This window comes from Methylonatrum kenyense (assembly GCF_023195885.1).
GTDB classification, from domain to species: domain Bacteria; phylum Pseudomonadota; class Gammaproteobacteria; order Nitrococcales; family Aquisalimonadaceae; genus Methylonatrum; species Methylonatrum kenyense.
This window is the reverse complement of record NZ_JALPKO010000007.1, coordinates 179667-202207: the sequence shown is the minus strand read 5'-3', so window position 1 is coordinate 202207 and position 22541 is coordinate 179667. Positions and strand designations below refer to the sequence as shown.

18 protein-coding genes and 2 tRNA genes are annotated in these 22541 nt (G+C 64.2%); 9 read left to right on the top strand and 11 right to left on the bottom strand.

Going from position 1 to position 22541, the window contains the following annotated elements:
• Nucleotides 1–358 precede the first annotated feature (358 nt).
• Complete coding sequence (locus M0534_RS10305; RefSeq protein WP_248568339.1) at nt 359–3103, top strand: cation-transporting P-type ATPase; 2745 nt, start codon at nt 359–361, stop codon at nt 3101–3103.
• Here the strand turns inward: M0534_RS10305 and M0534_RS10300 are convergent.
• Entirely contained in the window at nt 3095–4504 is a 1410-nt protein-coding gene (locus M0534_RS10300; protein WP_248568338.1) for an AmpG family muropeptide MFS transporter, read from the bottom strand. The two genes, M0534_RS10305 and M0534_RS10300, sit on opposite strands and share 9 nt — an antisense overlap.
• A gap of 488 nt (nt 4505–4992) precedes the next feature.
• Between M0534_RS10300 and M0534_RS13730 the strand changes: the two genes are divergently transcribed.
• Nucleotides 4993–5391 (top strand): tetratricopeptide repeat protein, encoded by a 399-nt coding sequence (locus tag M0534_RS13730; RefSeq protein WP_282571380.1) that lies wholly within the window; start codon nt 4993–4995, stop codon nt 5389–5391.
• Nucleotides 5392–5468: 77 nt separating this feature from the next.
• On the opposite strand, the gene M0534_RS10290 is transcribed toward M0534_RS13730, so the two are convergent.
• The gene (locus tag M0534_RS10290) at nt 5469–7223 is read right to left on the bottom strand and encodes a potassium channel family protein (protein WP_248568337.1); all 1755 of its coding nucleotides are present in this window, start codon (nt 7221–7223) and stop codon (nt 5469–5471) included.
• An 8-nt stretch (nt 7224–7231) separates the two neighbouring features.
• Entirely contained in the window at nt 7232–7615 is a 384-nt protein-coding gene (locus tag M0534_RS10285; protein ID WP_248568336.1) for a DUF6394 family protein, read from the bottom strand.
• A gap of 171 nt (nt 7616–7786) precedes the next feature.
• On the opposite strand from M0534_RS10285, the gene M0534_RS10280 reads away from it, so the two are divergent.
• Nucleotides 7787–8890, top strand: a complete 1104-nt coding sequence (locus tag M0534_RS10280; protein WP_248568335.1) for a response regulator — start codon at nt 7787–7789, stop codon at nt 8888–8890.
• Between the two features lie 19 nt (nt 8891–8909).
• On the opposite strand, the gene M0534_RS10275 is transcribed toward M0534_RS10280, so the two are convergent.
• The 5 genes from M0534_RS10275 to thiS all read right to left on the bottom strand — a co-directional run bounded on the left by M0534_RS10275 (nt 8910) and on the right by thiS (nt 12135).
• Nucleotides 8910–9179, bottom strand: a complete 270-nt coding sequence (locus M0534_RS10275) for a DUF6763 family protein (protein WP_248568334.1) — start codon at nt 9177–9179, stop codon at nt 8910–8912.
• A 191-nt stretch (nt 9180–9370) separates the two neighbouring features.
• The gene (locus tag M0534_RS10270; RefSeq protein WP_248568333.1) at nt 9371–10405 is read right to left on the bottom strand and encodes an NADP(H)-dependent aldo-keto reductase; all 1035 of its coding nucleotides are present in this window, start codon (nt 10403–10405) and stop codon (nt 9371–9373) included.
• A 23-nt stretch (nt 10406–10428) separates the two neighbouring features.
• The gene (gene trmB / locus M0534_RS10265; RefSeq protein ID WP_248568332.1) at nt 10429–11124 is read right to left on the bottom strand and encodes a tRNA (guanosine(46)-N7)-methyltransferase TrmB; all 696 of its coding nucleotides are present in this window, start codon (nt 11122–11124) and stop codon (nt 10429–10431) included.
• Nucleotides 11124–11954, bottom strand: a complete 831-nt coding sequence (locus M0534_RS10260; RefSeq protein WP_428348728.1) for a thiazole synthase — start codon at nt 11952–11954, stop codon at nt 11124–11126. Before M0534_RS10260 ends, trmB begins: the two co-directional genes overlap by 1 nt.
• Nucleotides 11935–12135, bottom strand: coding sequence for a sulfur carrier protein ThiS (gene thiS, locus M0534_RS10255; RefSeq protein WP_248568330.1), 201 nt, complete (start codon nt 12133–12135; stop codon nt 11935–11937). Before thiS ends, M0534_RS10260 begins: the two co-directional genes overlap by 20 nt.
• A gap of 188 nt (nt 12136–12323) precedes the next feature.
• On the opposite strand from thiS, the gene M0534_RS10250 reads away from it, so the two are divergent.
• A tRNA-Gly gene (locus tag M0534_RS10250) sits at nt 12324–12397 on the top strand.
• 25 nt (nt 12398–12422) lie between these two features.
• Here M0534_RS10250 and M0534_RS10245 read toward each other — a convergent pair.
• Together M0534_RS10245 and M0534_RS10240 are read right to left on the bottom strand one after the other, a co-directional pair.
• Complete coding sequence (locus M0534_RS10245; RefSeq protein ID WP_248568329.1) at nt 12423–13880, bottom strand: DUF945 family protein; 1458 nt, start codon at nt 13878–13880, stop codon at nt 12423–12425.
• 215 nt (nt 13881–14095) lie between these two features.
• Nucleotides 14096–14587, bottom strand: coding sequence for a host attachment protein (locus M0534_RS10240; RefSeq protein WP_248568328.1), 492 nt, complete (start codon nt 14585–14587; stop codon nt 14096–14098).
• A 279-nt stretch (nt 14588–14866) separates the two neighbouring features.
• Here M0534_RS10240 and M0534_RS10235 point away from each other — a divergent pair, with 279 nt between their 5' ends.
• The 5 genes from M0534_RS10235 (at nt 14867) to M0534_RS10215 (ending at nt 21524) form a co-directional block, all read left to right on the top strand.
• Complete coding sequence (locus M0534_RS10235; protein WP_248568327.1) at nt 14867–17503, top strand: AsmA family protein; 2637 nt, start codon at nt 14867–14869, stop codon at nt 17501–17503.
• Nucleotides 17503–18582: an A/G-specific adenine glycosylase gene (gene mutY, locus M0534_RS10230; protein WP_248568326.1), complete on the top strand. Its 1080-nt coding sequence runs from the start codon at nt 17503–17505 to the stop codon at nt 18580–18582. Before M0534_RS10235 ends, mutY begins: the two co-directional genes overlap by 1 nt.
• Nucleotides 18583–18632: 50 nt before the next feature.
• Nucleotides 18633–18902 carry an oxidative damage protection protein gene (locus tag M0534_RS10225; protein WP_248568325.1) on the top strand — a complete coding sequence of 90 codons (270 nt, stop codon included), beginning with the start codon at nt 18633–18635 and terminating at the stop codon, nt 18900–18902.
• A gap of 41 nt (nt 18903–18943) precedes the next feature.
• Nucleotides 18944–19019 (top strand) — tRNA-Phe (locus M0534_RS10220).
• Nucleotides 19020–19367: 348 nt separating this feature from the next.
• On the top strand, nt 19368–21524 hold the full coding sequence (locus M0534_RS10215) for a TonB-dependent receptor family protein (RefSeq protein WP_248568324.1): 2157 nt from the start codon (nt 19368–19370) through the stop codon (nt 21522–21524).
• A gap of 58 nt (nt 21525–21582) precedes the next feature.
• Here M0534_RS10215 and egtD read toward each other — a convergent pair whose 3' ends face one another.
• Nucleotides 21583–22539: an L-histidine N(alpha)-methyltransferase gene (gene egtD / locus M0534_RS10210; RefSeq protein WP_248568323.1), complete on the bottom strand. Its 957-nt coding sequence runs from the start codon at nt 22537–22539 to the stop codon at nt 21583–21585.
• Between the last annotated feature and the right edge of the window lie 2 nt (nt 22540–22541).

Sequence of the window (22541 nt, the reverse complement as noted above, 5' to 3'; positions counted from 1 at the left end):
CGGTTTTGGTCATCATTTTTCCCGACTGCTGCGTTGCGCTGCTTGACCGCAGAATGACTGCGGCGCGGCGCAGCGCGCCTTGCCTCGGAAAAAATGCGGACTCCAACGCAGGCGTGGGAATAGGTCAGTGTTTCCTTAAGTCGGGGAGGTCGGGGCACGCCTGGATGCTTTCAAGTCGCCCCATGCATTCTGCGTCAGCCGCGGCGGAATGTGTATGCGTAGAATCCGCACGATTCCCGGTCGGCGCTAGCGTAGCGGCCGAAATTGTCCGTTGCTGCGAAAGCGTAACTCGGCTGTTACAGTTTGTTGCGTTGCATCAACAGTCCCACGGTAACAGCCTGGAGCGAAGGTATACCCAATGATCCAGTCGAACCCGCCGACCAAGCCTGACACGACGGAAACGGATTTTCATGCAGCTGAGGCCAATGCCGTGCTTGCGGAGCTGGCGGCATCCGACGGAGGCCTGAGTCGCGACGAGGCGGAGGAACGGTTGCGCCGTCACGGGGAAAATCGGCTCAAGCCGCCCCGGGCCCGCGGTCCCCTGGCACGCTTTCTGGCGCAGTTTCACAATGTGCTGATTTACGTTCTGATCGGCGCCGCCGCGGTCACGGCCCTGCTCGGCCACTGGCTGGACACCGCGGTGATTCTGGGCGTGGTGGTTATCAATGCCGTGATCGGCATGGTGCAGGAGGGCAAGGCGGAGCGGGCCCTTGATGCCATCCGCGACATGCTGTCGCCGAAGGCGCTGGTGTTGCGCGACGGGCACCGCCGCGAGATTCCGGCGGAACAGCTGGTGCCGGGGGATATCGTGCAGTTGCAGTCCGGTGACCGTGTGCCCGCCGACATGCGGTTGCTGCGGGTGCGCGAGCTGCGGGTCGATGAGGCGGTACTCACCGGCGAGTCCGTGCCGGTGGAGAAACATCCCGACCCGGTGGCAGCCGATGCCGTCCTGGGCGATCGGCTGTGCATGGCATTCTCCAGCACGTTGGTGCGTTCCGGGCAGGCCACTGGTGTGGTGACGGCCACTGGTGAGCAAACCGAGATCGGGCACATCAGCGGCATGCTGGCGGAAGTGGAAACCCTTGCCACGCCCCTGCTGCGGCAGATCGGCACCTTCGGCCGGCTGCTTGCAGTGGCAATCCTGGTACTCGCCACGCTGACCTTCCTGTTCGGCTGGTTCCTGCGTGACTACGCGGTGGGAGAACTGTTTCTGGCGGCGGTCGGCCTGGCCGTGGCCGCCATCCCGGAGGGGCTGCCGGCCCTGATGACCATCACCCTGGCGATCGGTGTCCAGCGCATGGCCGGACGGCGGGCCATTATCCGGCGCCTGCCGGCTGTGGAGACGCTTGGTGCCGTCACGGTGATCTGTTCGGACAAGACCGGCACGCTGACGCGCAACGAGATGACCGCACGGCGCGTGGTAACTGCGGACACAGACTGTCGGGTCAGTGGCGTTGGTTACGCCCCGGACGGAGAGCTTGAGGGCGAGTTGACCACGGCATTCCGGCAACTGCTGACGGCCGGCGTACTGTGCAATGATGCAACGCTGGAACACCGCGACGGCGAATGGATTCTGCACGGCGACCCCACCGAGGGCGCCCTCCTGACACTGGGCATGAAGGCGGAGCTGGATCATGCGGGCCTGCATCGCGACCGCCCCCGGCTGGATGCCATCCCGTTCGAATCCGAACACCGTTTCATGGCGAGCCTCAATCAGGATAACGAGGGCCAGGCCTGGGTCAGTGTCAAGGGTGCGCCAGAGCGCCTGCTCGACATGTGCAGCCACGAGCAGCATGGCGAGGAGCGCAGGTCCCTGCAGCGGGACGCCTGGTTGCAGCGCATGGAGGAGATGGCCGCGGAGGGGCAGCGAGTGCTTGCGCTGGCCGTGCGCGAAGTGGATGTGAAGCAGTCCGGTCTGCAGTTCGACGACGTGGAGCAGGGCCTGACCCTGCTCGGCCTGGTCGGCATCATCGACCCACCACGGGACGAGGCGATCAATGCCGTGGCGTTGTGTCAGCAGGCAGGTATCCGGGTCAAGATGATTACCGGGGATCACGCCCTGACCGCCCGCGCCATCGGTGCCGAACTCGGCATCGGTGATGGTGAGCGGGTCAGCACCGGACAGGACATCGAGGGGCTGGGTGAGGAAGAACTGCGCCGGCTTGTCGCAGAAACCGATGTGTTCGCCCGGGCCAGCCCGGAACACAAGTTGCGGCTGGTCAAGGCGCTGCAGGCGCGTGGCGAAGTGGTCGCCATGACCGGCGACGGGGTCAACGACGCGCCGGCGCTGAAGCGGGCGGATGTCGGCGTGGCCATGGGCATGAAGGGCACCGAGGTGTCGAAGGAGGCCAGCGAGATGGTGCTGGCCGACGACAATTTTGCTTCCATCGCCCGCGCCGTCGAGGAAGGCCGCACAGTCTACGACAATCTGCGCAAGGCGCTGCTGTTCCTGCTGCCCACGAATGGCGGCCAGGCCGGTGTCATCATCGTTGCCGTGCTGGCCGGCATGGTTCTGCCGATCACCCCGGTGCAGATTCTCTGGGTCAACATGGTGACGGCCGTGACCCTGGGCCTGGCGCTGGCCTTCGAGCCGACCGAATCCGGGGTCATGCAGCGGCCGCCGAGGCCGCCGGCCGAGCCGATCCTGTCACGCTTCCTGCTCTGGCGGGTGGCATTCGTGTCGGGCCTGCTGGTGCTTTTCACCTTCATCATGTTCCACCTGCTACATCCCGGTGGTGATGAGGTGGAGCTTGCGCGGACCGCGGCGGTCAACACCCTGGTTGTCTGCCAGGCGTTCTATCTGCTCAGTGCCCGTTATCTGGCCGACCCGGCGTGGCAGCGTGGCGCCATCGCAAGCAATCCCTGGGTCCCCGGGGCCATTGCCGGCATCCTGGCGCTGCAACTGCTGTTCACCTACGCGCCGCCGTTGCAGATCCTGTTTGGCACCATGCCGCTGCCGGCCAGCACCTGGGGTGTCATGCTGCTGGCCGGCTTCTCGGTCCTGCTGCTGGTCGAAGTGGAGAAAGCCTGGTTCCGGCGGCGTGGAAGCCGGCCTGATACGCGCGAATCGACCACCAACGTGCCGCGCGACTGCTCAGGGTGATTGCTGTCTCGCTGCCGCCCTGGCGCGGCCGAAAACCGCGCCGAGTCGCTCGGTCAGTGCCTGCCGGATCCATAGCAACAGGATCAGGCTGGGCAGCACCATGATGGTGGTGAGTATGAAAAACAGGGCCCAGTTGCCGCCCAGGCCATCCACCATCATGCCGCTGCCGGCCGCCAGCGTGGTGCGGCTCAGATTGCCCAGCGAGGCCATCAGTGCGTACTGGCTGGCGGTATAGACGCGGCTGGTCAGGTAGGAAATGAAGGCAACGAATGTCACCGTCGACAGCGCGGTGGTGAAGTTGTCGGCGACCACGGCAAACACGAACAACCACATCTGCGGACCGGTCAGGGCCAGTAGCGCGAACAGCAGATTGGTTGAGGCCATTGCGATGCCGCCGATCAGCAGGCCGCGAAAGATGCCGAAGCGCACGTTCAGCAGGCCGCCGAGCAGCGTGAACACTAGCATCGTGCCCCAGCCCATGAATTTCGACACCATGCCGATATCGGTATTGCTGAAACCGATTTCGCGGTAGAAGACGATGGCCATGCGCCCCATGAAGGCCTCGCCTATCTTGAACAGCACGATGAACCCGAGAATCGCCAGGGCCAGTGACAGGCCGTTGCGGCGAATGAATTCGGCGAAGGGCTGAACCACGGTGACCAGCAGCCAGGCGGTGCGTCTGCCCGCCGGGGTCGGGCCGAGTGCCTCGCGCATCCGTGTCTCGTCCTTGCGCTGTTCCGCATCGCGATTCGACTCCGGTTCCGGAATCCACAGCGTGAACAGGATCAATCCGAGCAGGATCAGGGCGAGCGTCTGGTAGACATGGCTCCATTCCCAGCCTGGCAGGTCCGCGAGGACCAGGGCGAGCCCGCCAGGCAACCCGAAACCGGTCCACCAGCCGGCGGTGGTCATGGCCGAGGCCGCGGTCAGCCGGTGTGGCTCCCCAGGGCCGATGATCTCGATGCGGTAGGCATCTATCGCCACGTCCTGGGTCGAGGAGGCGCTGGCAAGCAGGAGCCCGGCGGCGGCGATCCAGAAGACCGAAACCGCCGGATTGGTGAGTGACAGGAGCAGGGTGGCCAGCAGGAGCAGGGCCTGCATCAGCAGGATCCAGGCACGGCGCTGGCCCAGCAGACCCAGCGCCGGCAACCGCACGCGATCGAGCAACGGTGCCCAGAGAAAATTCAGCGCGTATAGCATCGTGATGCTGCCAAGTGCGCCGATCGCAGTGCGGGTGAGGCCGGCATCGAACAGCCAGGCAGTCAGGGTCGAGCCGATCAGCGCCCACGGAAACCCGCTGGCGAAGCCGAGCACGAAAATAATGCCCAGTCGTCGGTCAAGGAACAGGGCCAGATAATTTCGAATGAGGCTTCTCCTCAGGTGCGTACGCGAATGCCCCACGGGTGTCGGAATACTGACGGCTGGAAAACCGGCTATCTCTCCAGGAAAACACTGACTTATTCGCGCGCCTGCGTTGGAGTCCGCATTTTTCCGATACAAGGCGCGCCGCGCAGTGCCCCCATTCATTTTGCGGTCGAGCAGCGCAACACAGCAATCGGGAAAAATTGCGGCCCAACCGGGGCAAGCGTGCGAATAAGTCAGAGTTTTCCTAAACTAACCGGATATGAAACGTCAACAGCAATCGCCCCGGCAGGTCGGCCGACCCCACGGGCTTTCGGAGGTGTCGGTGCCCGTCGGCCAATCAGGCTTGCCGCGGTCATCGGGCGGAGTGTGACCATTCCTGACACCTGGTACGGGAGGAATCTGACCCAAGGTGTCATAAGAATGACGGCAGCGTTGTTAAATCATTGAATCGCAAGGTCTCGGTTGGCTGGCACGCTTCGTGCTTCAGGTTTCGCAGGAAATGTAACTAGCGGGAGAAAAAAATCATGTCAAACGCGCTGGATCTTGCCATTGCTGCTTACCAGATCGGTCGGCGTTACGAGATGGGTGACGGCGTGGTCATGGACGTGGAAGCGGCGGCCGGGTTCTACCGGCAGGCGGCCATGCGAGGCCTGGCCGAGGCACAGCACGCGCTCGGCTTCCTTCACGCGACCGGTCAGGGTGTGGTGCGCGACGAAGCGCTGGCGGTGCGCTGGCTGCGCGAGGCGGCCGAGCAAGGTCATGCCGATGCCCAGCACAATCTTGGCGTGATGTACGCCGAGGGTCGCGGCGTCGACGTGAATTACGCGGAAGCCGTGCGCTGGTTCTATCGCGCAGCGGGCAACGGCAGCCAGTACGCGCAGGATTGGCTTGATTCGTCGGAGCAGGCGGGAACGGCAATTTGATGGCTCCAGTCGCGTGGTCCGTGGTGGGGGTTGCCACGGGCCGTCGCGAGACCCCTCAGGGTAGCCCGATACTTGGGTTACCCTTCTTTTTGCGCCGCGTTCCCGTTCTCGCCGCCCATTCTCCATTGACGAAATTTCCGCCACACCCAGCCGCCCGGCCGATGCACGCCGGTGCGCAGGAATTCGAGCAGGTCCCGATTACGGAGTGACCTCCGCATGCTCGTCTCGCTGCGCGGCGTGCCGCAGAACAGCAGATAATCGCCGGTCTCCAGCCATGTATCCTCGGCTGGTCGCAGCACGGTCCGGTCGGCGCGGCGCAGCATCAGCGGCAGGCAATCCAGCGAGCTGTCCCGGTTTGCGGGATTGCGCATCACGTCCTGCAACGCCACCGGCTTGCCTGCCTCCAGGCAGTTCACCAGTACTGGCGTGCGTTTTTGGCTGACGCGCAGCGTCCAGGTGACCGGAATCCTGCCGTCGGCGAGTTTTCTGATCTGTTCCGCCAATTCACGGTGCCAGCTTGCATCGCAGTCCTCGGCAGCCTTCAAAAAGCTGTTCAGCAGTGACGCATTGAGGATCGCCAGCACCTGGCTGGAGACGATGTAGCTGGGCTCCACCGTCATGTCCGTGTTTGCAGCCTCGAACAGCGGCTTGTTGCGTAGGGCATTCTGCCGTGCGGCGATGAACAGGTCGTCGCGCAGCTGCCGCGCCGTCATCACCGTCGAAAGGTTGTCGGCATCATCGCTGGTGCAGGCGAGCAGCGCGTCGGCGTGCGCGATGCCGGCCTGGCGCAGGCTGCCTGCCTGCGTGCCACTGCCAGCGACGCGTTGCACACCTGCCGGCAGCTCGGCCGCCGTCTCGTCGATGACGGTGATTTCGTGACCATCCTTCAACAGGCGCTCCGTCACCGCGCGGCCGAGGGGGCCGTAGCCGCAGATCAGCCAGTGGCCGGCCGGTGGTCTGGCGCGTTCCGGCAACTCGGTGTTCGGAATGCCGGTCAACCAGTCATAGACCCGGTGCAGATCCGGCGCACGAATTGCCAGGTGCAGGCGGTAGGCGAAATGGTCGTAGCCGTTGACGATGTGGTCCGTTCCGAATGAGGCTATGTTGTCCGCAGTTTCGCTGCTCTCGGCCCGGCAGATGACATGACTGCCGGGGTGTAGCAACTTCGCCGCGAGCGAGATCTTCAGATTCGTCCGGTCATCATCAGTGACCGCCAGGACGCTGGTACACCAGCGGTTCCTGAGGCCTGCCATCATCAGGTGTTCCGGGTTGCGCGCATCCAGATGCATGGCCGGTACATGCGGCACATGCTCGCGCAGGTTCAATGCCTGGACGCGTTCCGCATCGGTCTCCACCACCACCGCACGACCGCCGCGCTCGGTAATGGCACGGACCAGCAAGGCACCGGTATCACCGTAGCCGCAGATCATATGGAATGGCTCGTCCAGGCGCGCGATATTCTTGCGCAGGCGCACAATGTCGAGTGCCGCATGAAAGGCGGGATCGCGCAGCGTCGAAATCAGCGCACCGACGGCATACAGCCAGGCGATGACGGTCATGTAGATGCTGACGATGGTCCATAACCGCTGGCCTTCGCTGAAGGTGTAGGGGACCTCGCCGAAACCGATGGTGCTGCCGGTGTAGCTGACCACGTAGAAGGCGTGGAACAGGCTCATTCGCCAGGATTCGCCCTGGTCATCCTGGCCCGGGATCAGGCTGAAGCCGAGGACCGCCAGCGCGTACGCGGTCAGGAGCACCAGCAGCGGCGTACGCATGCGCCGAAGCAGGACCGTGATCACCGGGTTCCGGTTGGGCCGGGCCGACTGACTCATGATGGTAGCTACCGGCTCAGCGTCGCGGTCTCGACCGTGACGAGCACGGCCGAAACCACGTTCGCCAGCAACGCGCCGCCGGACAGCGAGACAATGCTGGCCATGACCATCGGGCTGAGTCCGACATCGGTTACATGAACCGCTACCGCCCAGACCGTTGCCGCGGCGATCAACTGCAGGTCGGCAACCAGACTGGCGGCCAACAGGAGTGCGCCGATCTGGCTGCGCTCGCCCAGTTTCAGCACGGTCGCGATCAGGCTGACGAACAACGCGGCGAAAAGCTCGTAAACATTGTGATGGTCCGGATTGTCGATCTCGCCGATGAAGAAACCGAAATTCAGCGTCAGCGCCAGCAGAATGAAAAAGCCGAAAAACACCTTTTCCGTGTGCATGCCGATCCCCGTTGAGCCATGTTTTCTGCACCATACAACAGGATGTGGTCGGGCAGGCAGTTCAACCACGACGACCGGGCCAGGGCGGGGTTTCCTTTACAGCCCGCGGGGCTTGGCGCATTTTGATTGTCAGCCCTGCCGTCGGGGCAGCAGCGGCCTGCAGGAGGTGGAATGAACGTCAGGAAGGCCCTTGTGGTGGACGACTCGCGGCTGGCGCGTGTCGCGCTCACGCGCCTGTTGCTGCGCCAGGGTATTGATGTCGAAACCGCTGATTCCGGAGCCGAAGCGGTTTCCTCGGTTCGTGGTGACGTGCCTGACGTGGTGTTCCTCGACTACATGATGCCGGATATGGATGGCTTCGAAGTCGCCAGCGCCCTGTCGGCCCTGCCCGAGGCAGCCGGAGTGCCGCTGGTGATGTACACCTCGCGTAATTCGCCGGAGGACCGTGCCCGGGCAATCCGCAGCGGCATATCCGGGTTTCTGGTGAAACCGGTGTCGGAAGAGGCCTTGCAGGAACTGCTGGAGACAGTGGATCGGCAGAGACGTGATGGTGATGCCGGTCCGGCGGATACCGAGGTGACGCCGGGGCCTCTGCCCCAGGTGGATTTCTCCGTTTCTGCCGAGACCGAGCAGCGCGCCGTTCCGCCGACCGCCGGTGAGGGACCGTCGAAGGCGGAACTCGAGGCGCTCGTCAGCGCGGCGGTGGCCGAGGCGGTGGCGGAGCTGCGCACCGACCTGATCGAGTTGGCGACACCGCCGGGAGAAGCCGATTCCGACGACGATTCTGCCCGCGAGTCACTGCTGTTGGCGGCGGAGCAGGCGGCTCGCGTGGCCGCCACCGATGCCGCCCGTGACGTGGCGCGTGAAGTCTCCAGCGCTTATGTGAGCTTGCATGCGCCGGCCGCCCCGGCCAAGGACGACGGAGGCGACGCGGCGACCGTCGAGCGGCAGGTCCGGGACCTGGTGCCGGAATTGTTGCGCGGTGAGGCGGCTCGCCAGCAGCAGCTGGCCATGTTGCAGGACCACGCCGTGCCGGTGTTGAAGAATGCGCTGGATGAGTGGGTTCGCCAACTGGCGCGTTCGGAGGCGCGGGACGCGGTCCGGAGCACGGTACAGGAAGCGGTCAATGTGGTCGTTGAGGAGGCGGTGGTCGCAAGCTCGGAGGCAGCGGCCGAGGAGATGCGGCAGCTTGATCGTCGCCCGGGCCGTTGGCAGATCGCCGGATTCCTGATACTGGCGGTCGGGGTCGGGATCGCAATCTATCTGGCTTTATAGCGAAACGCGGGGTTACGCACTAGCGATCCAGATCCAGTCGATCCAGCGGATTTCCGTTGATGCCGTTGTCGTCCTCGTCCAGATCCAGCGAATCGAGCACATCGTTCAGGGGCGCACCGGCTTCCAGGTTCAGCTCCAGCCAGGTTTCCATGTCCAGCTCCTCGATGGCGCCGTCGGAGTACTGGATTTCCACCGTGGCATCATCCGGGTCCGAGGCGACAACCTCGAAACTGGCACCATCGCTGGTGCGGAACCAGGCCCCGATCACCGGTTCGTGTCTCCTGACCATCTGCTGCCTCCGCCATCGCCGGTTCCACTTTAGGAAACACTGATCTACTCGCGCGCCTGCGCCCGAGACCGGTTTTGGTCATCTGGCAAGGCGCGGGAATAAATCAGTGTTTACTTTACTCAGGTATAGAGTGCTTGCCGCGTTCCGGCAAGCCCGGGCGTTGCGCCACACCGTATGGCCGGCGGGTTTCCTCACGGGCAGGGATTGCTGCGCTCGGCGTGAATTGCGTCAATCCCCTCCAGCACGTCGCCGGTCAGTTCCAGCTCGGCGCTGTCGATGTTGCTCTTGAGCTGCTCCATCGTGGTTGCACCGATGATATTGCTGCTCAGGAACGGTCGCGAGGTAACGAAGGCCAGGGCCATCTGCGCCGGGTCGAGACCCGCATCCCGCGCCAGCTTCACGTAGGCGGCCGTGGCCTGCTGTCCGGCATCGTTCAGGTAGCGCTGAAAGCGCGTGAACAGGGTCAGCCGGGCGCCCGCCGGCTGCCGGCCATCCAGGTATTTTCCGCTCAGCACGCCAAAGCCGAGCGGCGAATAGGCTAGCAAGCCGCAACGCTCGCGGTGACTGACTTCGGCGAGCCCCACCTCATAGCTGCGGTTCAGCAGGTTGTAGGGGTTCTGCACGGATTGCACGCGCGGCCAGCCACGGGTTTCCGCCAGATGCAGGAAGCGCATCACGCCCCAGGCTGTCTCGTTGGAAAGGCCGATGTTGAGGATTTTTCCCTCGCGTACCAGGGCATCCAGGGTTTCCAGGGTTTCCTCGATCGGTGTCAGCAGATCATTCCTGGCGGGCTGGTAGCCGAGCTTGCCGAAGTAATTGGCGTTGCGTGCCGGCCAGTGCAACTGGTACAGATCGATGTAGTCGGTCTGCAGGCGGCGCAGGCTGCCGTCGACGGCCTCGCGCAACTGGCTGGCGGTGAAGCGGCTTTCGCCATCGCGCACGGTGTCCAGGCCGGGCCCTGCAATCTTGGTGGCGATCACAAGCTTGTCGCGATCCTGGCGGCCCTTCAGCCAGCTGCCGATGTACTGCTCGGTCAGCCCCTGGGTCTCGGCCTTTGGCGGCACCGGGTACATTTCGGCAGCATCGATGAAATTGATGCCGCGGGAGACCGCATAGTCCAGTTGTTCGTGGGCTTCGGCCTCGGTGTTTTGTTCGCCCCAGGTCATCGTACCCAGGCACAGGGCGCTGACATCAATGCCGCTGGTTCCCAGTGGACGGTATTCCATGTCGACCTCCGCTGCAGATGTTTTCAGGCTTTGCTGTAGACCAGATCCCAGACCCCGTGGCCACGGGCCAGGCCGCGTCGTTCAAACTTGGTTTCCGGGCGACCGGCGCGGTCCGGCATGAAGCATCCGGGTCCGGCGCAGTTGACCAGGGCAGGCTCGGCATCGGCCAGCGCCAGCATGTGTTCCGCGTAGTCCTGCCAGTCCGTGGCCATGTGCAGGCGGCCACCAGGCTTCAGGCGGTCTGCAACCAGGCGCAACCACTCCGGCTGGACGATGCGCCGCTTGTGATGCCGTTTCTTGTGCCACGGATCCGGGAAATACAACTGCACGCCGTCCAGGCTCCGGCTGGCAATCCGGTGGCGCAGGACCTCGACCCCGTCATGGCAAATGACCCGCAGGTTCTCCAGCGCAAGTTCCTCGACCCGGGCCAGTAGGTGGCCCACTCCCGGACGATGAACCTCGATGCCCAGGAAATCCTGTTCAGGTGCCCGGCGTGCCATCTCCAGCAGGGATTCGCCATTACCGAAACCGATCTCCAGGGTCACCGGAGCAAGACGGCCGAACACAGCCGGAAGGTCCAGGGCCGGTCCGTCGCCATCCAGGCCATAGCGGGCCATCAGGTCCTGCAGGGCGCGTTTCTGACCGTCGGTCATGCGCCCTTCGCGGCGGACGAAACTTCGCACCGGGCGCAGGCGCGGGTGTTCCTGACCGCCGGTCATCAGAAGAATGTTCCGTCCAGGGGCGATGACGCGCTGGCATAGCGGCGGCGCGGCATGCGGCCGGCGAGGTAGGCTTCGCGGCCGGCCTCGATGGCCATGCGCATGGCCCGCGCCATGCGTACCGGTTCGCGGGCGCCGGCAATGGCCGTGTTCATCAACACGCCATCGCAACCGAGCTCCATCGCGATGGCTGCGTCCGATGCCGTACCGACGCCGGCGTCCACCAGCACCGGCACCGATGCGTTCTCGATAATGGTGCGCAGGTTGTAGCGGTTCTGAATCCCCAGCCCGGAGCCGATGGGCGCGGCCAGCGGCATCACCGCGACACAGCCGATCTCCTCCAGGTGCCGCGCCGCAATCGGGTCGTCGCTCATGTAGACCATGACCTCGAAACCGTCGGCCACAAGCTGCTCGGCGGCGACAAAGGTTTCGCGCATCTCCGGGTACAAGGTGGTCTCGTCGCCCAGCACCTCCAGTTTCACCAGGCTGTGGCCGTCCAGCAGTTCGCGCGCCAGCCGGCAGGTGCGCACAGCGTCCCTGGCGGTGTAACAGCCGGCAGTGTTCGGCAGCAGCGTATACCGGTCCGGCGGAATCACATCCAGCAGGTTCGGCGCATCGGCGTCCTGGCCGATATTGCTGCGCCGGATCGCAACGGTGACGATTTCCGCGCCGCTTTCGGCAATGGCCTCGCCGGTTTCCGCGAAATCCTTGTATTTGCCGGTGCCCACCAGCAGGCGCGAGCGATACGGTCGTCCGCTGATCGTCAGGACGTCGTCTTGCATCTGGGTCTCCTTGATCGGGTGGCGGCGATCAGCCGCCGCCGATGGCATGCACGATTTCGATGCAGTCACCAGCCGCGATGCGGCGCTCTGTGTAGCCGCTTCGCGGCTGGATTTCGCCGTTGATCTCCATTGCAATCCGCCGGCCTTCCAACCCCAGGTGCTTGATCAGGTCGGCCGCGGAGCAATTGTCCTCGACGGTCCGGGGTTCGCCGTTGATCTGAATCTGCATGGCATCTGTCCGTGCTTTCTGTCGTGACGCCGTGCCACCATCTGCTATCTGCCGTGGCCCGGTCCGAGGGTGTGTCGAGGTGGCGCAGTGTACCGCAGTGTCCGGGAAACGTTGATTGTCGCCCGGCCTGCACCCGCGCTGTGGCAGCTTGTCAATACGCCTGGCTCGGACGAGAATGAGGACGGTGCGCGGGTGTAGTTCAATGGTAGAACCTCAGCTTCCCAAGCTGATGACGTGGGTTCGATTCCCATCACCCGCTCCAGCTTTCCTTCCCGGTTTCCCGCGGATTACTCCAGCAGGTCCTCGAGGCGGGCGAATCGCTCGTCGCCGCTCAGCAACCAGCCATCGCGCAAGCTCACATCCAGTCCCAGGCCGCCATCATCCAGCCGAAGGATGAAGGGCATCTGCAGCGCAGTCATTTCGATGATCACCTGGTACAGGGCGGCCTCGGACGCCAGTTGATCGCTGTCCCGGGCGGTCTCCCCCAGGGGGTCGTTGGCCAGCACAAGCAGGCGTGCCAGATGACTGTAGGCATTGGCCGAAAGCTCACCACGGGCGGAGAACGAGGCGGCCTCCAGTACCTGCCGGTCCAGCTCCTCGCGGCCGGTGTCCGCCGGCAGCTCGGCAATGCGATGGCCGTTGATCTCGCCGTTGAAACGCAATTCCAGCAATGCTGATTCGCCATCGGTCAACGCCAGCCGGCCGTCTTCAAAGCGCGGTCCGGCCTCGTGGAAACGGCGCAGTGCATCGCGGATCGCCTGTTCCTCGGCGCTGGAGCGCGCCTCCGGATCGGGTGCCTGGTGTTGGCCTTCCACCAGCAGCCGCGCCGCCTCGGAATCGACCCGCTGCATCAGGACCGCGAATTCCAGGCCGCCCAGCGGTTGGTTCTGATAGCTGAGTCGATCGATGCCCAGCTTCAGGTCGACCTGGTCGAGGCCGTCGACCCGTTCCACGCCCGCCCTGCCGTGGCCGCCGTCCAGTTCCAGGTGCAGCTCGTCGCTGGTGTCCAGCAGATCCAGGTGCCCCAGATGCCACTGGAACAGACGCCCCTGCCAACCCAGATCGGTGCGCTCGGAGCGGCCTTCGAAGCCGGCGCTGTCCACCGCCAGGCGTAGCGCCGGGCCATCCAGCTTCAGCTGGTCCAGGTGCCCGTGGTAGTCCAGCGTGCGTCGGGCCGCACTCAACCGTAGCGCCGTGCCGACACCGCTCCAGCTCAGCCGGTCGCCGCCGTCCTTGAGCCGCAGGTCAACGTCGTCCACGGTCAGTGAAATGTCAGTGGCGCCGCCAAGTTCCCGCTTGATGACAAGTTGCGCGAATCGGTCGTCGGCCCCGGGGCCGTTTTCAAGTGCGTCGGTGAAGCCGTCGCGCCATGGAATGTTCTCCTCGCCCAGCATTGCGGCGAAGCCGTGCTCGGGAATCCAGGGACCGAAACGCAGGTCGATGGTGCCCTGCAGGCGGTATTGCGGCGTTTCCTCATCGCCGGTCAGCAGCACCAGTGGCGCGTAAAGCGGCGAGTCCTCGTCTGCCGTGAGTTCGATGTCATAGCGAATCTCGCCGCCCAGTGTGTCCCGGTCGTACTGCAGCATCCGGACCTGGGCCTCGGACCGCTGATTGAGCCAGTCCCTGACCAGATTGACCGTGTCCTCGGATTCGCGGTGCGCACTGCTTACCGCCGAAGCGTAGACGGCACCGGCGACGATGCCGAGCACCAGCAGTGTTGCAACAGCCTTCATGATGCCGCGCATTGCAGCCAACTCCTGTACCGAGGGAAACACCGGACCGGATGACCGGAACCGTCCCGGGTCCGACCCGCGGGGGTGGATCCGTGTTCCCGTTGGAATCGAAGCGGGATTCTACTGTGTTACTCGGTGTGCTGTGCAGGGAGGGGTGGAGCGGGTTCGGCAACCGGCGCAGGCTCGAAGGCGGGCCTGCGCCGGTGATGCAAAGGATCCGGCCCTCGTCAGTGTCGCGCGCGTGCCCTCGGCGGGATATGGCCATCACGCGCCAGGTGATCATGGAGTTGGCGGGGCGTCAGCTTGGCGAGGTCCTTGGGCACCTCATGCAGCGCCGCATTCTCGGGTACGGCACGATCCAGGTCATGGCGCAGGTATCCGAGCATGCGTTTCTCGGCGCAGACCACCACGTGTCGGGTGCCGTTGCCGCGTGCGAACTGGTCCAGCTCCCGGGTGATGTCGCGGGCAAAACGACGTTCCATCTCTGCCGTGCGTTGCACGCGGTGATCGTCGTAGCGATGGCCTCGCATGCCGACGGAGCGATTGCGGCCCATGCGATCGGCCCAGACCTGGTCGGCATGGGCCTGGTGTTCGGGGTTCTGCATGCTCTTCTTCTCGATCAGGTGGGGGCCGGATTCAAGCTCCGGTACTTCAGCAGGTTCCATGGTGAAAAATCGGGCGACGGAACCCTCTGCGACGACAATACAGTATCGACTCATGGTCCTCTCCTGTCCTGGTATCGACATGTGACTGGCCGCGGGGGCCAACGCTGACCACATCCGTTCCCCTGGCGAGACGCAACAGGCCCAGCGCCCGTATCTTCTGGCCGATCCGGCCGGTACAGGTTTACGCTGGGGGCAAGGGCAGACGCCGACTGGGCGCTGCCATGTCGGAGTGCTCTGGCGGTGTGCCGAACCTCCTTCGTGAGAAGCCATCTATTGTCAGTATAGAAGGCATCTTGCCGGTGCAAGGGATCGCCCTGGGAAAGGCTTGAAAATATGAAAATTGTCAAGTGGTTACTGATTGTCCTCGTGCTTGTCGTGGTGTTGCTGGTCGGTGCCGCGGTGGCGGTTATCGCGCTGGTTGACCCGAATGACTACCGCGACGACATCTCCCGCCTGGTCAAGGAGAACACGGGTCAGGAACTGGTCATCGAGGGAGACATCAGTCTGTCGTTCTTCCCCTGGCTGGGGCTGGAGCTGGGACGGACCCGGCTGGAGAATCGGGAGGGTTTCGGTGACCAGCCGTTCATCCAGATCGAGAACGCTGGTGTTGCGGTGCAGCTCCTGCCGCTGCTGCGGCGCGAACTGGTGGTGGACGTGGTGCGGCTTGACGGCTTGCTGGTGCACCTGGTGGTGAACGAGGACGGTGAGGCTAACTGGGAACTGGACCTGCCAGAAGATCCCGATGATGTCGTAACCGAGGCGCCGGAGGACGAAGCGCCGCGGGACGAGGACCGTGATCGCAGCCCTCCGCTGCAGATCGGCCGGCTGGATGGCATCGAGATCAGCGAGATGCGGGTGATTCACGAAGACCGCCAGGCTGGCACGCGGCAGGAGGCGGGGCCGGTAGACCTGAGCGTCGGTTCGCTGGATTTCGATACCGACATTCCGGTGGCCGCAAGCTGGGTCGTTCTGCTGGATGACGACACCCGGATCGAGGGTGAACTGGACCTGCACCTGCGCGCGGATCGGGCATTCGAGAAATTCCGTGCCCATGTGCGGCAACTCGAGCTGACCGCCTTCGCCGAAGGGCTGCCGTCCAGTGGCGTCAGAAGCCGGCTGTCGACCCTGATCGAAGCCGATCTCGAGGCAGACACCGCCAGCCTCAGTGACCTGCGTCTGGAGGCCCTGGGCTTGCGGCTGGATGCCGAGGCCCAGGCGACCAATCTGCGTGACGGGCCGCGTGCCAGTGGCCGATTCAAGGTGCCGGAGGGCAATCTGCGGGAGGCGCTGGAACGCGCCGGGCAAGACCTTCCGGACGGCATGGCCGACGATGCCCTGACTGCATTCCGTGCCGAGGGGGCCTTCAGTCTGGTGGACGACGCGCTGGACCTTGAGGGCTTCATGGTGCGGCTGGATGGTGCCGAGCTTGACCTGGATCTGGTGGCACGCGGCGTGCCCGATGCGCCCACGGCGGAAGGCCGCTATGAACTGCGCAATCTCAACCTGCGGCATCTGCTGGAGGGTGCCGGCCAGGAGATGCCGGAAGACATGCACGAGGATGCCCTTTCGGTGCTGAACTCGTCGGGCGATTTCCGCTACGGCGATGACAGTCTGCGGCTGAGCGACGTGAATCTGGCGGTTGACAATGACATCCGCCTGGATCTGGCGGCAACGGTCGAGGCATTGACCGGCGAGCCGCGGGCGGAGGGCCGTTTCGAACTGGCGGAGCTCAACCTGCGCACCCTGCTGGACCGCCTCGGGCAGGAGGTGCCGGTGACCGCCGACGATGAGGTGCTGACCAGCTTCCGGACCGAGGGCCGTTTCCGATACGGCGGCGATTCCGCCGAGGTCCAGGATCTGGTGCTGGAACTCGACGAGACAAGCCTGCAGGGCAGTGTGTCGGTGCGTGAGCTCGATGACCCGATGATCGGCTTCCAGCTGCGCGGCAACCGCTTCAACGCGGATCGCTATCTGCCGCCGGATTCGGACGAGGAACCGGCGGACAACGGCACCCGGAACGGCGACAACGGCGAGGTCGAGCCGGTGGAGCTGCCAATGGAGATGCTCCGGGCCCTGCGCCTTGACGGCAGCTTCCGGCTCGACCAGTTCATCATCAATGATCTGACCTTCTCCGACGTCAATTTTACGGTCGAGGCCGACGGCGGCCGGATCCGTGTGCATCCGATCGGCGCTCGCCTGTACGGCGGCGAATACAGCGGCGACATCCGCATCGATGCCACCGGTGACGAGGCGGAGATCTCGGTCAACGAGCGCATCCGTGACGTGCAGGTCCGCGAACTGGTGCAGCGGGTCATGGAGCGTGACTTTCTGGAAGGGGTTGGCAGTTTTTCCATCGAGGGCACGACCCGAGGCCTCAAGGTGGACGATCTGGTCACCGGCCTCAGCGGTGAGTCCGAATTCGATTTCCGCGATGGCGCCGTGATCGGCTTCAACCTGGCGCAAATGGTGCGCAATGCCACGGCCCGGCTGCGCGGCGAGAGCACCAGTGATGACGTGCCACAGCAGACCGATTTCAGCGAGCTGTCCGGTCGGCTGCTGTTCGACGAAGGGCGGATCAACAATGAACGGCTGAACGCCAGTTCACCCTTGTTCCGGGTCGAGGGCGGCGGCATCGCCGATCTGAACGAGGAAAGCATCGACTACAATCTGGTGGTGAACCTGGTCGGCACCCTGACCGGGCAGGGCGGTCAGTCGCTGGACGAACTGCGGCGCCTGCCGATCCCGCTGCGTATATCCGGCAGTCTGGCAGATCCCAGCATCCGGCTTGATCTGCAGGCCGCGCTTGGCGGGCAGTCCCTGGACCGGCTGCGCGAGGAGCAGGAGGCCTTGCGCGAGCGTGCCCGCGACGCCGAAGGCGATGCCCGCGAGCGGATCGAACGCGAGCGCGAACGATTGCAGGAACGCGGCCGCGAGGAAGTGGAAGACCGGCTGCGGGGACTGTTCCGCTGATGCCGGCCGCGAGCGAACCGTCGGCGCAGCGCATCCGGCGGTTCCGACAGAATCTGCTGGACTGGTTCGCCCACAGCGGCCGCCATGATCTGCCCTGGCAGCATCCGGCCACGCCCTATCGCGTGTGGGTCTCGGAGGTGATGCTGCAGCAGACCCAGGTCGCCGTGGTGATCCCGTATTTCCAGCGCTTCATGCAGCGGTTTCCCGATGTCGAGGCGCTGGCCGAGGCCGATCAGGATACCGTGCTGGCCCACTGGTCCGGGCTCGGTTACTACGCCCGGGCGCGAAATCTGCACGCCGCAGCTGGCGTGCTGCGCGACCAGTACGACTGTCAATTTCCGCAGTCGCTGGAGACCTTGCAGGCCCTGCCGGGTATCGGCCGGTCGACGGCCGGCGCGATCCTGTCGTTGGGTTGCGGTTTCCCGGCAGCGATCCTTGATGGCAACGTCAAACGGGTGCTGGCGCGGCAGTTCGCGGTCGAGGGCTGGCCCGGTCGCAGCGCGGTCCTTCGGCAGCTCTGGCAACTGGCCGAGAGCCATACCCCTGAACACGACTGCGCCGCGTTCAATCAGGCCATGATGGATCTCGGTGCGACCCTGTGCCTCCGCCGAAATCCGCAGTGCGAGGCCTGTCCAGTGGCGGATGGTTGTGAGGCCCGGTCGGCAGGCACGCAACACGCCTATCCGGGCAGGAAACCGGCCAGGCGCCTTCCGGTCCGCTCCACGCGCATGCTGCTGCTGGAGTCGGAAGCCGGCATCCTCCTGCAGCGTCGGCCGCCGGCGGGCCTGTGGGGTGGCCTGTGGAGCCTGCCGGAGTGCCCAGCCGGAACGGATCCCGTGGACTGGTGCCGGGAGCAGCTTGGTCTGGAGGTTGAGCTGCCGGCACCGGGCCAGACGTTTCGGCATACCTTCAGTCACTTTCATCTGGACATCGAGCCGCTGCACGCCAGCGTTCATGGCGATCACGGCATCATGGAGTGTGCAGAATCGGTCTGGTATAACGGCGCAGCGCGGGACGCACATGGCCTGGCGGCACCCGTCCAGCGCCTGCTGGAGCAGGTGCTGGCTGCCAATCGGTAGATGACGCCGGCCAGTCGCCCCGGAATCATTCATTGGTGGGAGCAGTGACGATGGCGCGCATGGTGCATTGTGCAAAGCTTGGTCGGGAGGCGGAGGGGCTGGATCGGCCCACCTATCCCGGAGAGCTCGGCAAGCGAATCTTCGAGAATGTGTCGAAAGAGGCCTGGCAGCAGTGGCTGGCACATCAGACCATGCTGATGAACGAATACCGGCTGAGTCCGGTGGATCCGAAGGCGCGCAAGTTCCTGGAAACCGAGATGGAGAAGTTCCTGCTCGGTGGCGGCTCCGCGCCCCCGCCCGACTTCAAGCCGCAGGATTGAGCTTGACCCTATCGGGGTGATCGGCTTGAATAGGCGCCCTTGGCCGGGTAGCTCAGTTGGTAGAGCAGGGGATTGAAAATCCCCGTGTCGGCGGTTCGATTCCGTCCCCGGCCACCAGTATTTCAGGGGTCTGTACCGGACACGGTGTTCCGATCAGGAAACCCGCGCCAGTCGGCGCGGGTTTTTTTATGCCTGCCAGTGGCTTGTTTGCGGCGGGGAGATTTAGGGAAATCTTCCCGGCTATCTCCACAGCCCAGCGCCGTTACCTTGTGACAAACTGTTGCCAGCCGGAAGCGAGGGGCGAGCGAATACTGCGTTCTGCTGCTGGTGGGTTCTTACGCAAAGCCGAGGCCAGCCGCGGTGCGAACCTCAAGAAGATAACAACATGCGCAGTTGCAACTGCGGTTGCTGCACGATGACGCGGGATCTGGCGTAAAGACCAGGCCCGTCCCGGAGGAGAAAACCATGCGATATCTCATGCGCGCGGGCGCAATGTCCTGCCTGGCGCTGGCCGCCACCACCGTGTCGGCTCAGGACGAGGGTGGCGACACGGGCCGCGGCCTGACCCTGTCACCCGTGCAGATTTTTGCCGACGAGGGTGTTGCCGGCGTGCCCGGCTCCGCCAGCGTGGTGGAAGACTTCGCGATTGAACGGCGCCGTCCGGCGACCACGCTGGACACCATGCAGAGCCTGCCCGGCGTCAACGTTGTGTCCGAGGACCCCCTGGGGCGGCGGCCCAATGTGGGCATTCGGGGCCTGAACCCGCGGCGCTCGCGAAAGATGCACCTGATGGAGGACGGCGCACCGATCCAGCTGGCGCCCTACAGCGATTCAAGCGCCAACTATCAGCCGGCACCGCGGCGTCTGCGCCGGGTCGAGGCGGTGAAGGGCTCCGGCACCATCAAGTACGGTCCGCAGACCATTGGCGGTTCGATCAACTACCTGACGCGCAACCCGCCCCGCGAGCCGGAAGTGGTGCTCTACGGTGCCGCCGGCAATCGCGGCTTCATCGACACCAATGTCTCGGCCGGCGGTACCTACGGCAACACCGGGCTGCTGGTTGATTTCATCCATCAGTCGCAGGACGGTTTCCGCCGCGGCGAGCAGCAGATCATCAACGACTTCATGTTCAAGTCGGTGACCGAGCTGGAACCCGGTCACCGGCTGACATTCAAGGCAACGACCTATAACGAAAACCAGCGTGGCGGCGAGGCCGGGTACTCCGAGGAGCAGTTCAGCAACAGCCGGCGGGAAAATCCCCTGCCCCAGGATCGTTTCGAGGTAGAGCGGATCGCAGGCCAGATCATCCACGAATACGACTTCACCAATCGCACCAGTCTGGCAACCAACTTCTACGCCAACAAGACGGAGCGTACCTCTCGGCGGCAGGCCAGTGATTCCAGCGGATTGTTGAATTGCCCGGATGGGCCAGAGGGGCAGGGTGACGATAGTATTCGTGAGGATTTTGCCAACGCAGATCAATGTGGCAATCAAATTCGACCGCGTGATTTCCGTGTGATGGGTGTCGAGCCGCGCCTGACCCATGAATACGAAGCGCTGGGCTACGATCACCGGGTTGTAACGGGTTTCCGCTATCATGAGGAGCGAGCCGAGCGTCGCCAATTTTGGGGTAATAGTCCCGGTACAGACAACCGCCAATGCGACAAGCTAGAGCCAGAATACGACGAAGATGGCAATGTGATTGGGTTAAGAAATGACTGCCGTGATGACCGCTTCGACGTAACTGCGACCTCATTCTTCGTCCAGAACACGACCCAGGTAGGTAACTTCGCGATCACACCTGGCGCCCGTTTCGAGCGCTGGGAACTCAAGGAAAGCGCCCAACGCGGCGAGGGCTCACGGGAGACGGAAACACGACGTTTCAATGAATTCCTGCCGGGTATCAGCGTGAGCTACGGAGGCTTCGAAACCTTCGAGATCTTCGGCGGCGTTCACCGCGGTATTTCGCCGGCTACTACCGATGTGGAGCCGGATCCGGAGATCGGCAACATTTTTGAGGTGGGTGTCCGGACCACGCCGGCTGCTCCGGTAACCGGGGAGGTGTCACTGTTCTACATCGACTACCGGGATCTGATCGCCTCGGACCGCGACGCCGAGGGCGATATCGATAACTTCAATGCCGGCCGTGCGCGCATGCGCGGTATCGAGTTTTCGGGCCGGGTGGATTCCTGGGCCTTCTTCGATACCGACTGGAATGTCTACCTGCTGGCCAACGCAACAGTCCTCGACACCGAGTTCAAGAATTCCGTCGAGGGTGAACTGGAGCGCGGTAATGACTTCCCGTTCGCGCCCCGGTTCTCCGGCTACATGGCCCTGGGCTACGAAGTGGGCCGCTTTGATGCCCGGCTCGGGGTGCAGCATGTGGGGCGCCAGTTCGTCGACAACGAGAACACGCGCGATCGTGTGCCGGATGGTGACGAGGGGCGCATTGCTTCGTTTACGGTGCTGGATGCCTCGGTCAACTACCTGGTCAGGGATGGGCTGACGGTATTCGTTGCCGGCCGCAACCTGGCCGACCGCGAGTACGTCGCCAACCGGGTTGGCGGCATTACACCGGGCGTACGGCGTCAGGTGTACGGCGGTTTCGAAGCACGCTTCTGAATGACATGCCCGGTCGCCGTCAATGGCGATCGGGCACCTCCCGGCCGGCGACATGGCGTCAGCAGGCGTCCAGCAGATAGATGCCGAACCAGTCGCGGTTATCAGTCCAGCGCTGGCGGATCTTGAAGCCTGATTCCGCGGCCAGCGCGGCCACCCTCGCGTCGGAATACTTGTAGCTGTATTCGGTAATCAACGGCTCGCCGACAGCAAAGCGGATTGTCCGCTGCTCGACGTGAACCTGCTGGGACTGCTCGGCGACCAGCTGCATCTCGATGCGCTGATGGCGGCTGTTCCAGACCGCCCGATGGCGGAACCTGTCGACGACGAAATCCGCTCCGAGTTCGTTGTTTATTCGGTGCAGCAGGTTGCGGTTGAACGCGGCGGTAACGCCGTCCCGATCGTTGTAGGCCTGCTCCAGAACAGCGACCGGTTTTACCAGATCCACCCCAAGCAGCAACATGCCGTTGTCGCCGACCAGGTGGCGCAGCCTGGTCAAAAGTACCCGGGCATCCTCGGGGGTAAAGTTGCCCAGCGTCGAGCCTGGAAAGAACAGCAGCCGTGGGGCGGTCGCGTCGCAACCTTCGGGCAGCGCGAATGGCTGCGTGAAATCGGCGCACAGCGGGTGCAGCGGGAGACCGGGATAGCGCTCCCGTAGCGGCTTAAGGTTGTGCAGCATATGTTCGCCGCTGATCTCCACCGGCACGAATCCGGCCGGGGCATCGAGGGCATCGAACAGATAACGCACCTTGGCACAGCTGCCGCAGCCAGGCTCGATGACCTGGACGCCGGGGCCAATGGCGGTTGCCATCTTCTCGGCATGCGCGGCCAGAATCGCGCGCTCGGTGCGGGTCGGGTAGTATTCGGGCAACTCGCAGATGCGGTCAAAGAGCGCTGAGCCGGTTTCGTCATAAAAGTACTTCGGGGCGATGGTCTTCGGCTCGCAGGCCAGTCCCGTCAGAACGTCGCGCAGAAACTCCGACGCCGGTGGCGTCAGTGCGGCGTTCGGCAAGGCCATCG

Bases quoted from the DNA above. Each gene is read 5' to 3' on its own strand.
- egtD (WP_248568323.1), bottom strand. From the start codon at position 22,539: ATGGCCTTGCCGAACGCCGCACTGACGCCACCGGCGTCGGAGTTTCTG.
- M0534_RS10290 (WP_248568337.1), bottom strand. From the start codon at position 7,223: ATGAGTCAGTCGGCCCGGCCCAACCGGAACCCGGTGATCACGGTCCTG.
- M0534_RS10280 (WP_248568335.1), top strand. From the start codon at position 7,787: ATGAACGTCAGGAAGGCCCTTGTGGTGGACGACTCGCGGCTGGCGCGT.
- trmB (WP_248568332.1), bottom strand. From the start codon at position 11,124: ATGACCGGCGGTCAGGAACACCCGCGCCTGCGCCCGGTGCGAAGTTTC.
- M0534_RS10245 (WP_248568329.1), bottom strand. From the start codon at position 13,880: ATGCGCGGCATCATGAAGGCTGTTGCAACACTGCTGGTGCTCGGCATC.
- M0534_RS10215 (WP_248568324.1), top strand. From the start codon at position 19,368: ATGCGATATCTCATGCGCGCGGGCGCAATGTCCTGCCTGGCGCTGGCC.
- M0534_RS10275 (WP_248568334.1), bottom strand. From the start codon at position 9,179: ATGGTCAGGAGACACGAACCGGTGATCGGGGCCTGGTTCCGCACCAGC.
- M0534_RS10270 (WP_248568333.1), bottom strand. From the start codon at position 10,405: ATGGAATACCGTCCACTGGGAACCAGCGGCATTGATGTCAGCGCCCTG.
- M0534_RS10285 (WP_248568336.1), bottom strand. From the start codon at position 7,615: ATGCACACGGAAAAGGTGTTTTTCGGCTTTTTCATTCTGCTGGCGCTG.
- M0534_RS10235 (WP_248568327.1), top strand. From the start codon at position 14,867: ATGAAAATTGTCAAGTGGTTACTGATTGTCCTCGTGCTTGTCGTGGTG.
- M0534_RS10260 (WP_428348728.1), bottom strand. From the start codon at position 11,954: ATGCCATCGGCGGCGGCTGATCGCCGCCACCCGATCAAGGAGACCCAG.
- M0534_RS10225 (WP_248568325.1), top strand. From the start codon at position 18,633: ATGGCGCGCATGGTGCATTGTGCAAAGCTTGGTCGGGAGGCGGAGGGG.
- M0534_RS10305 (WP_248568339.1), top strand. From the start codon at position 359: ATGATCCAGTCGAACCCGCCGACCAAGCCTGACACGACGGAAACGGAT.
- M0534_RS13730 (WP_282571380.1), top strand. From the start codon at position 4,993: ATGTCAAACGCGCTGGATCTTGCCATTGCTGCTTACCAGATCGGTCGG.
- thiS (WP_248568330.1), bottom strand. From the start codon at position 12,135: ATGCAGATTCAGATCAACGGCGAACCCCGGACCGTCGAGGACAATTGC.
- M0534_RS10240 (WP_248568328.1), bottom strand. From the start codon at position 14,587: ATGAGTCGATACTGTATTGTCGTCGCAGAGGGTTCCGTCGCCCGATTT.
- mutY (WP_248568326.1), top strand. From the start codon at position 17,503: ATGCCGGCCGCGAGCGAACCGTCGGCGCAGCGCATCCGGCGGTTCCGA.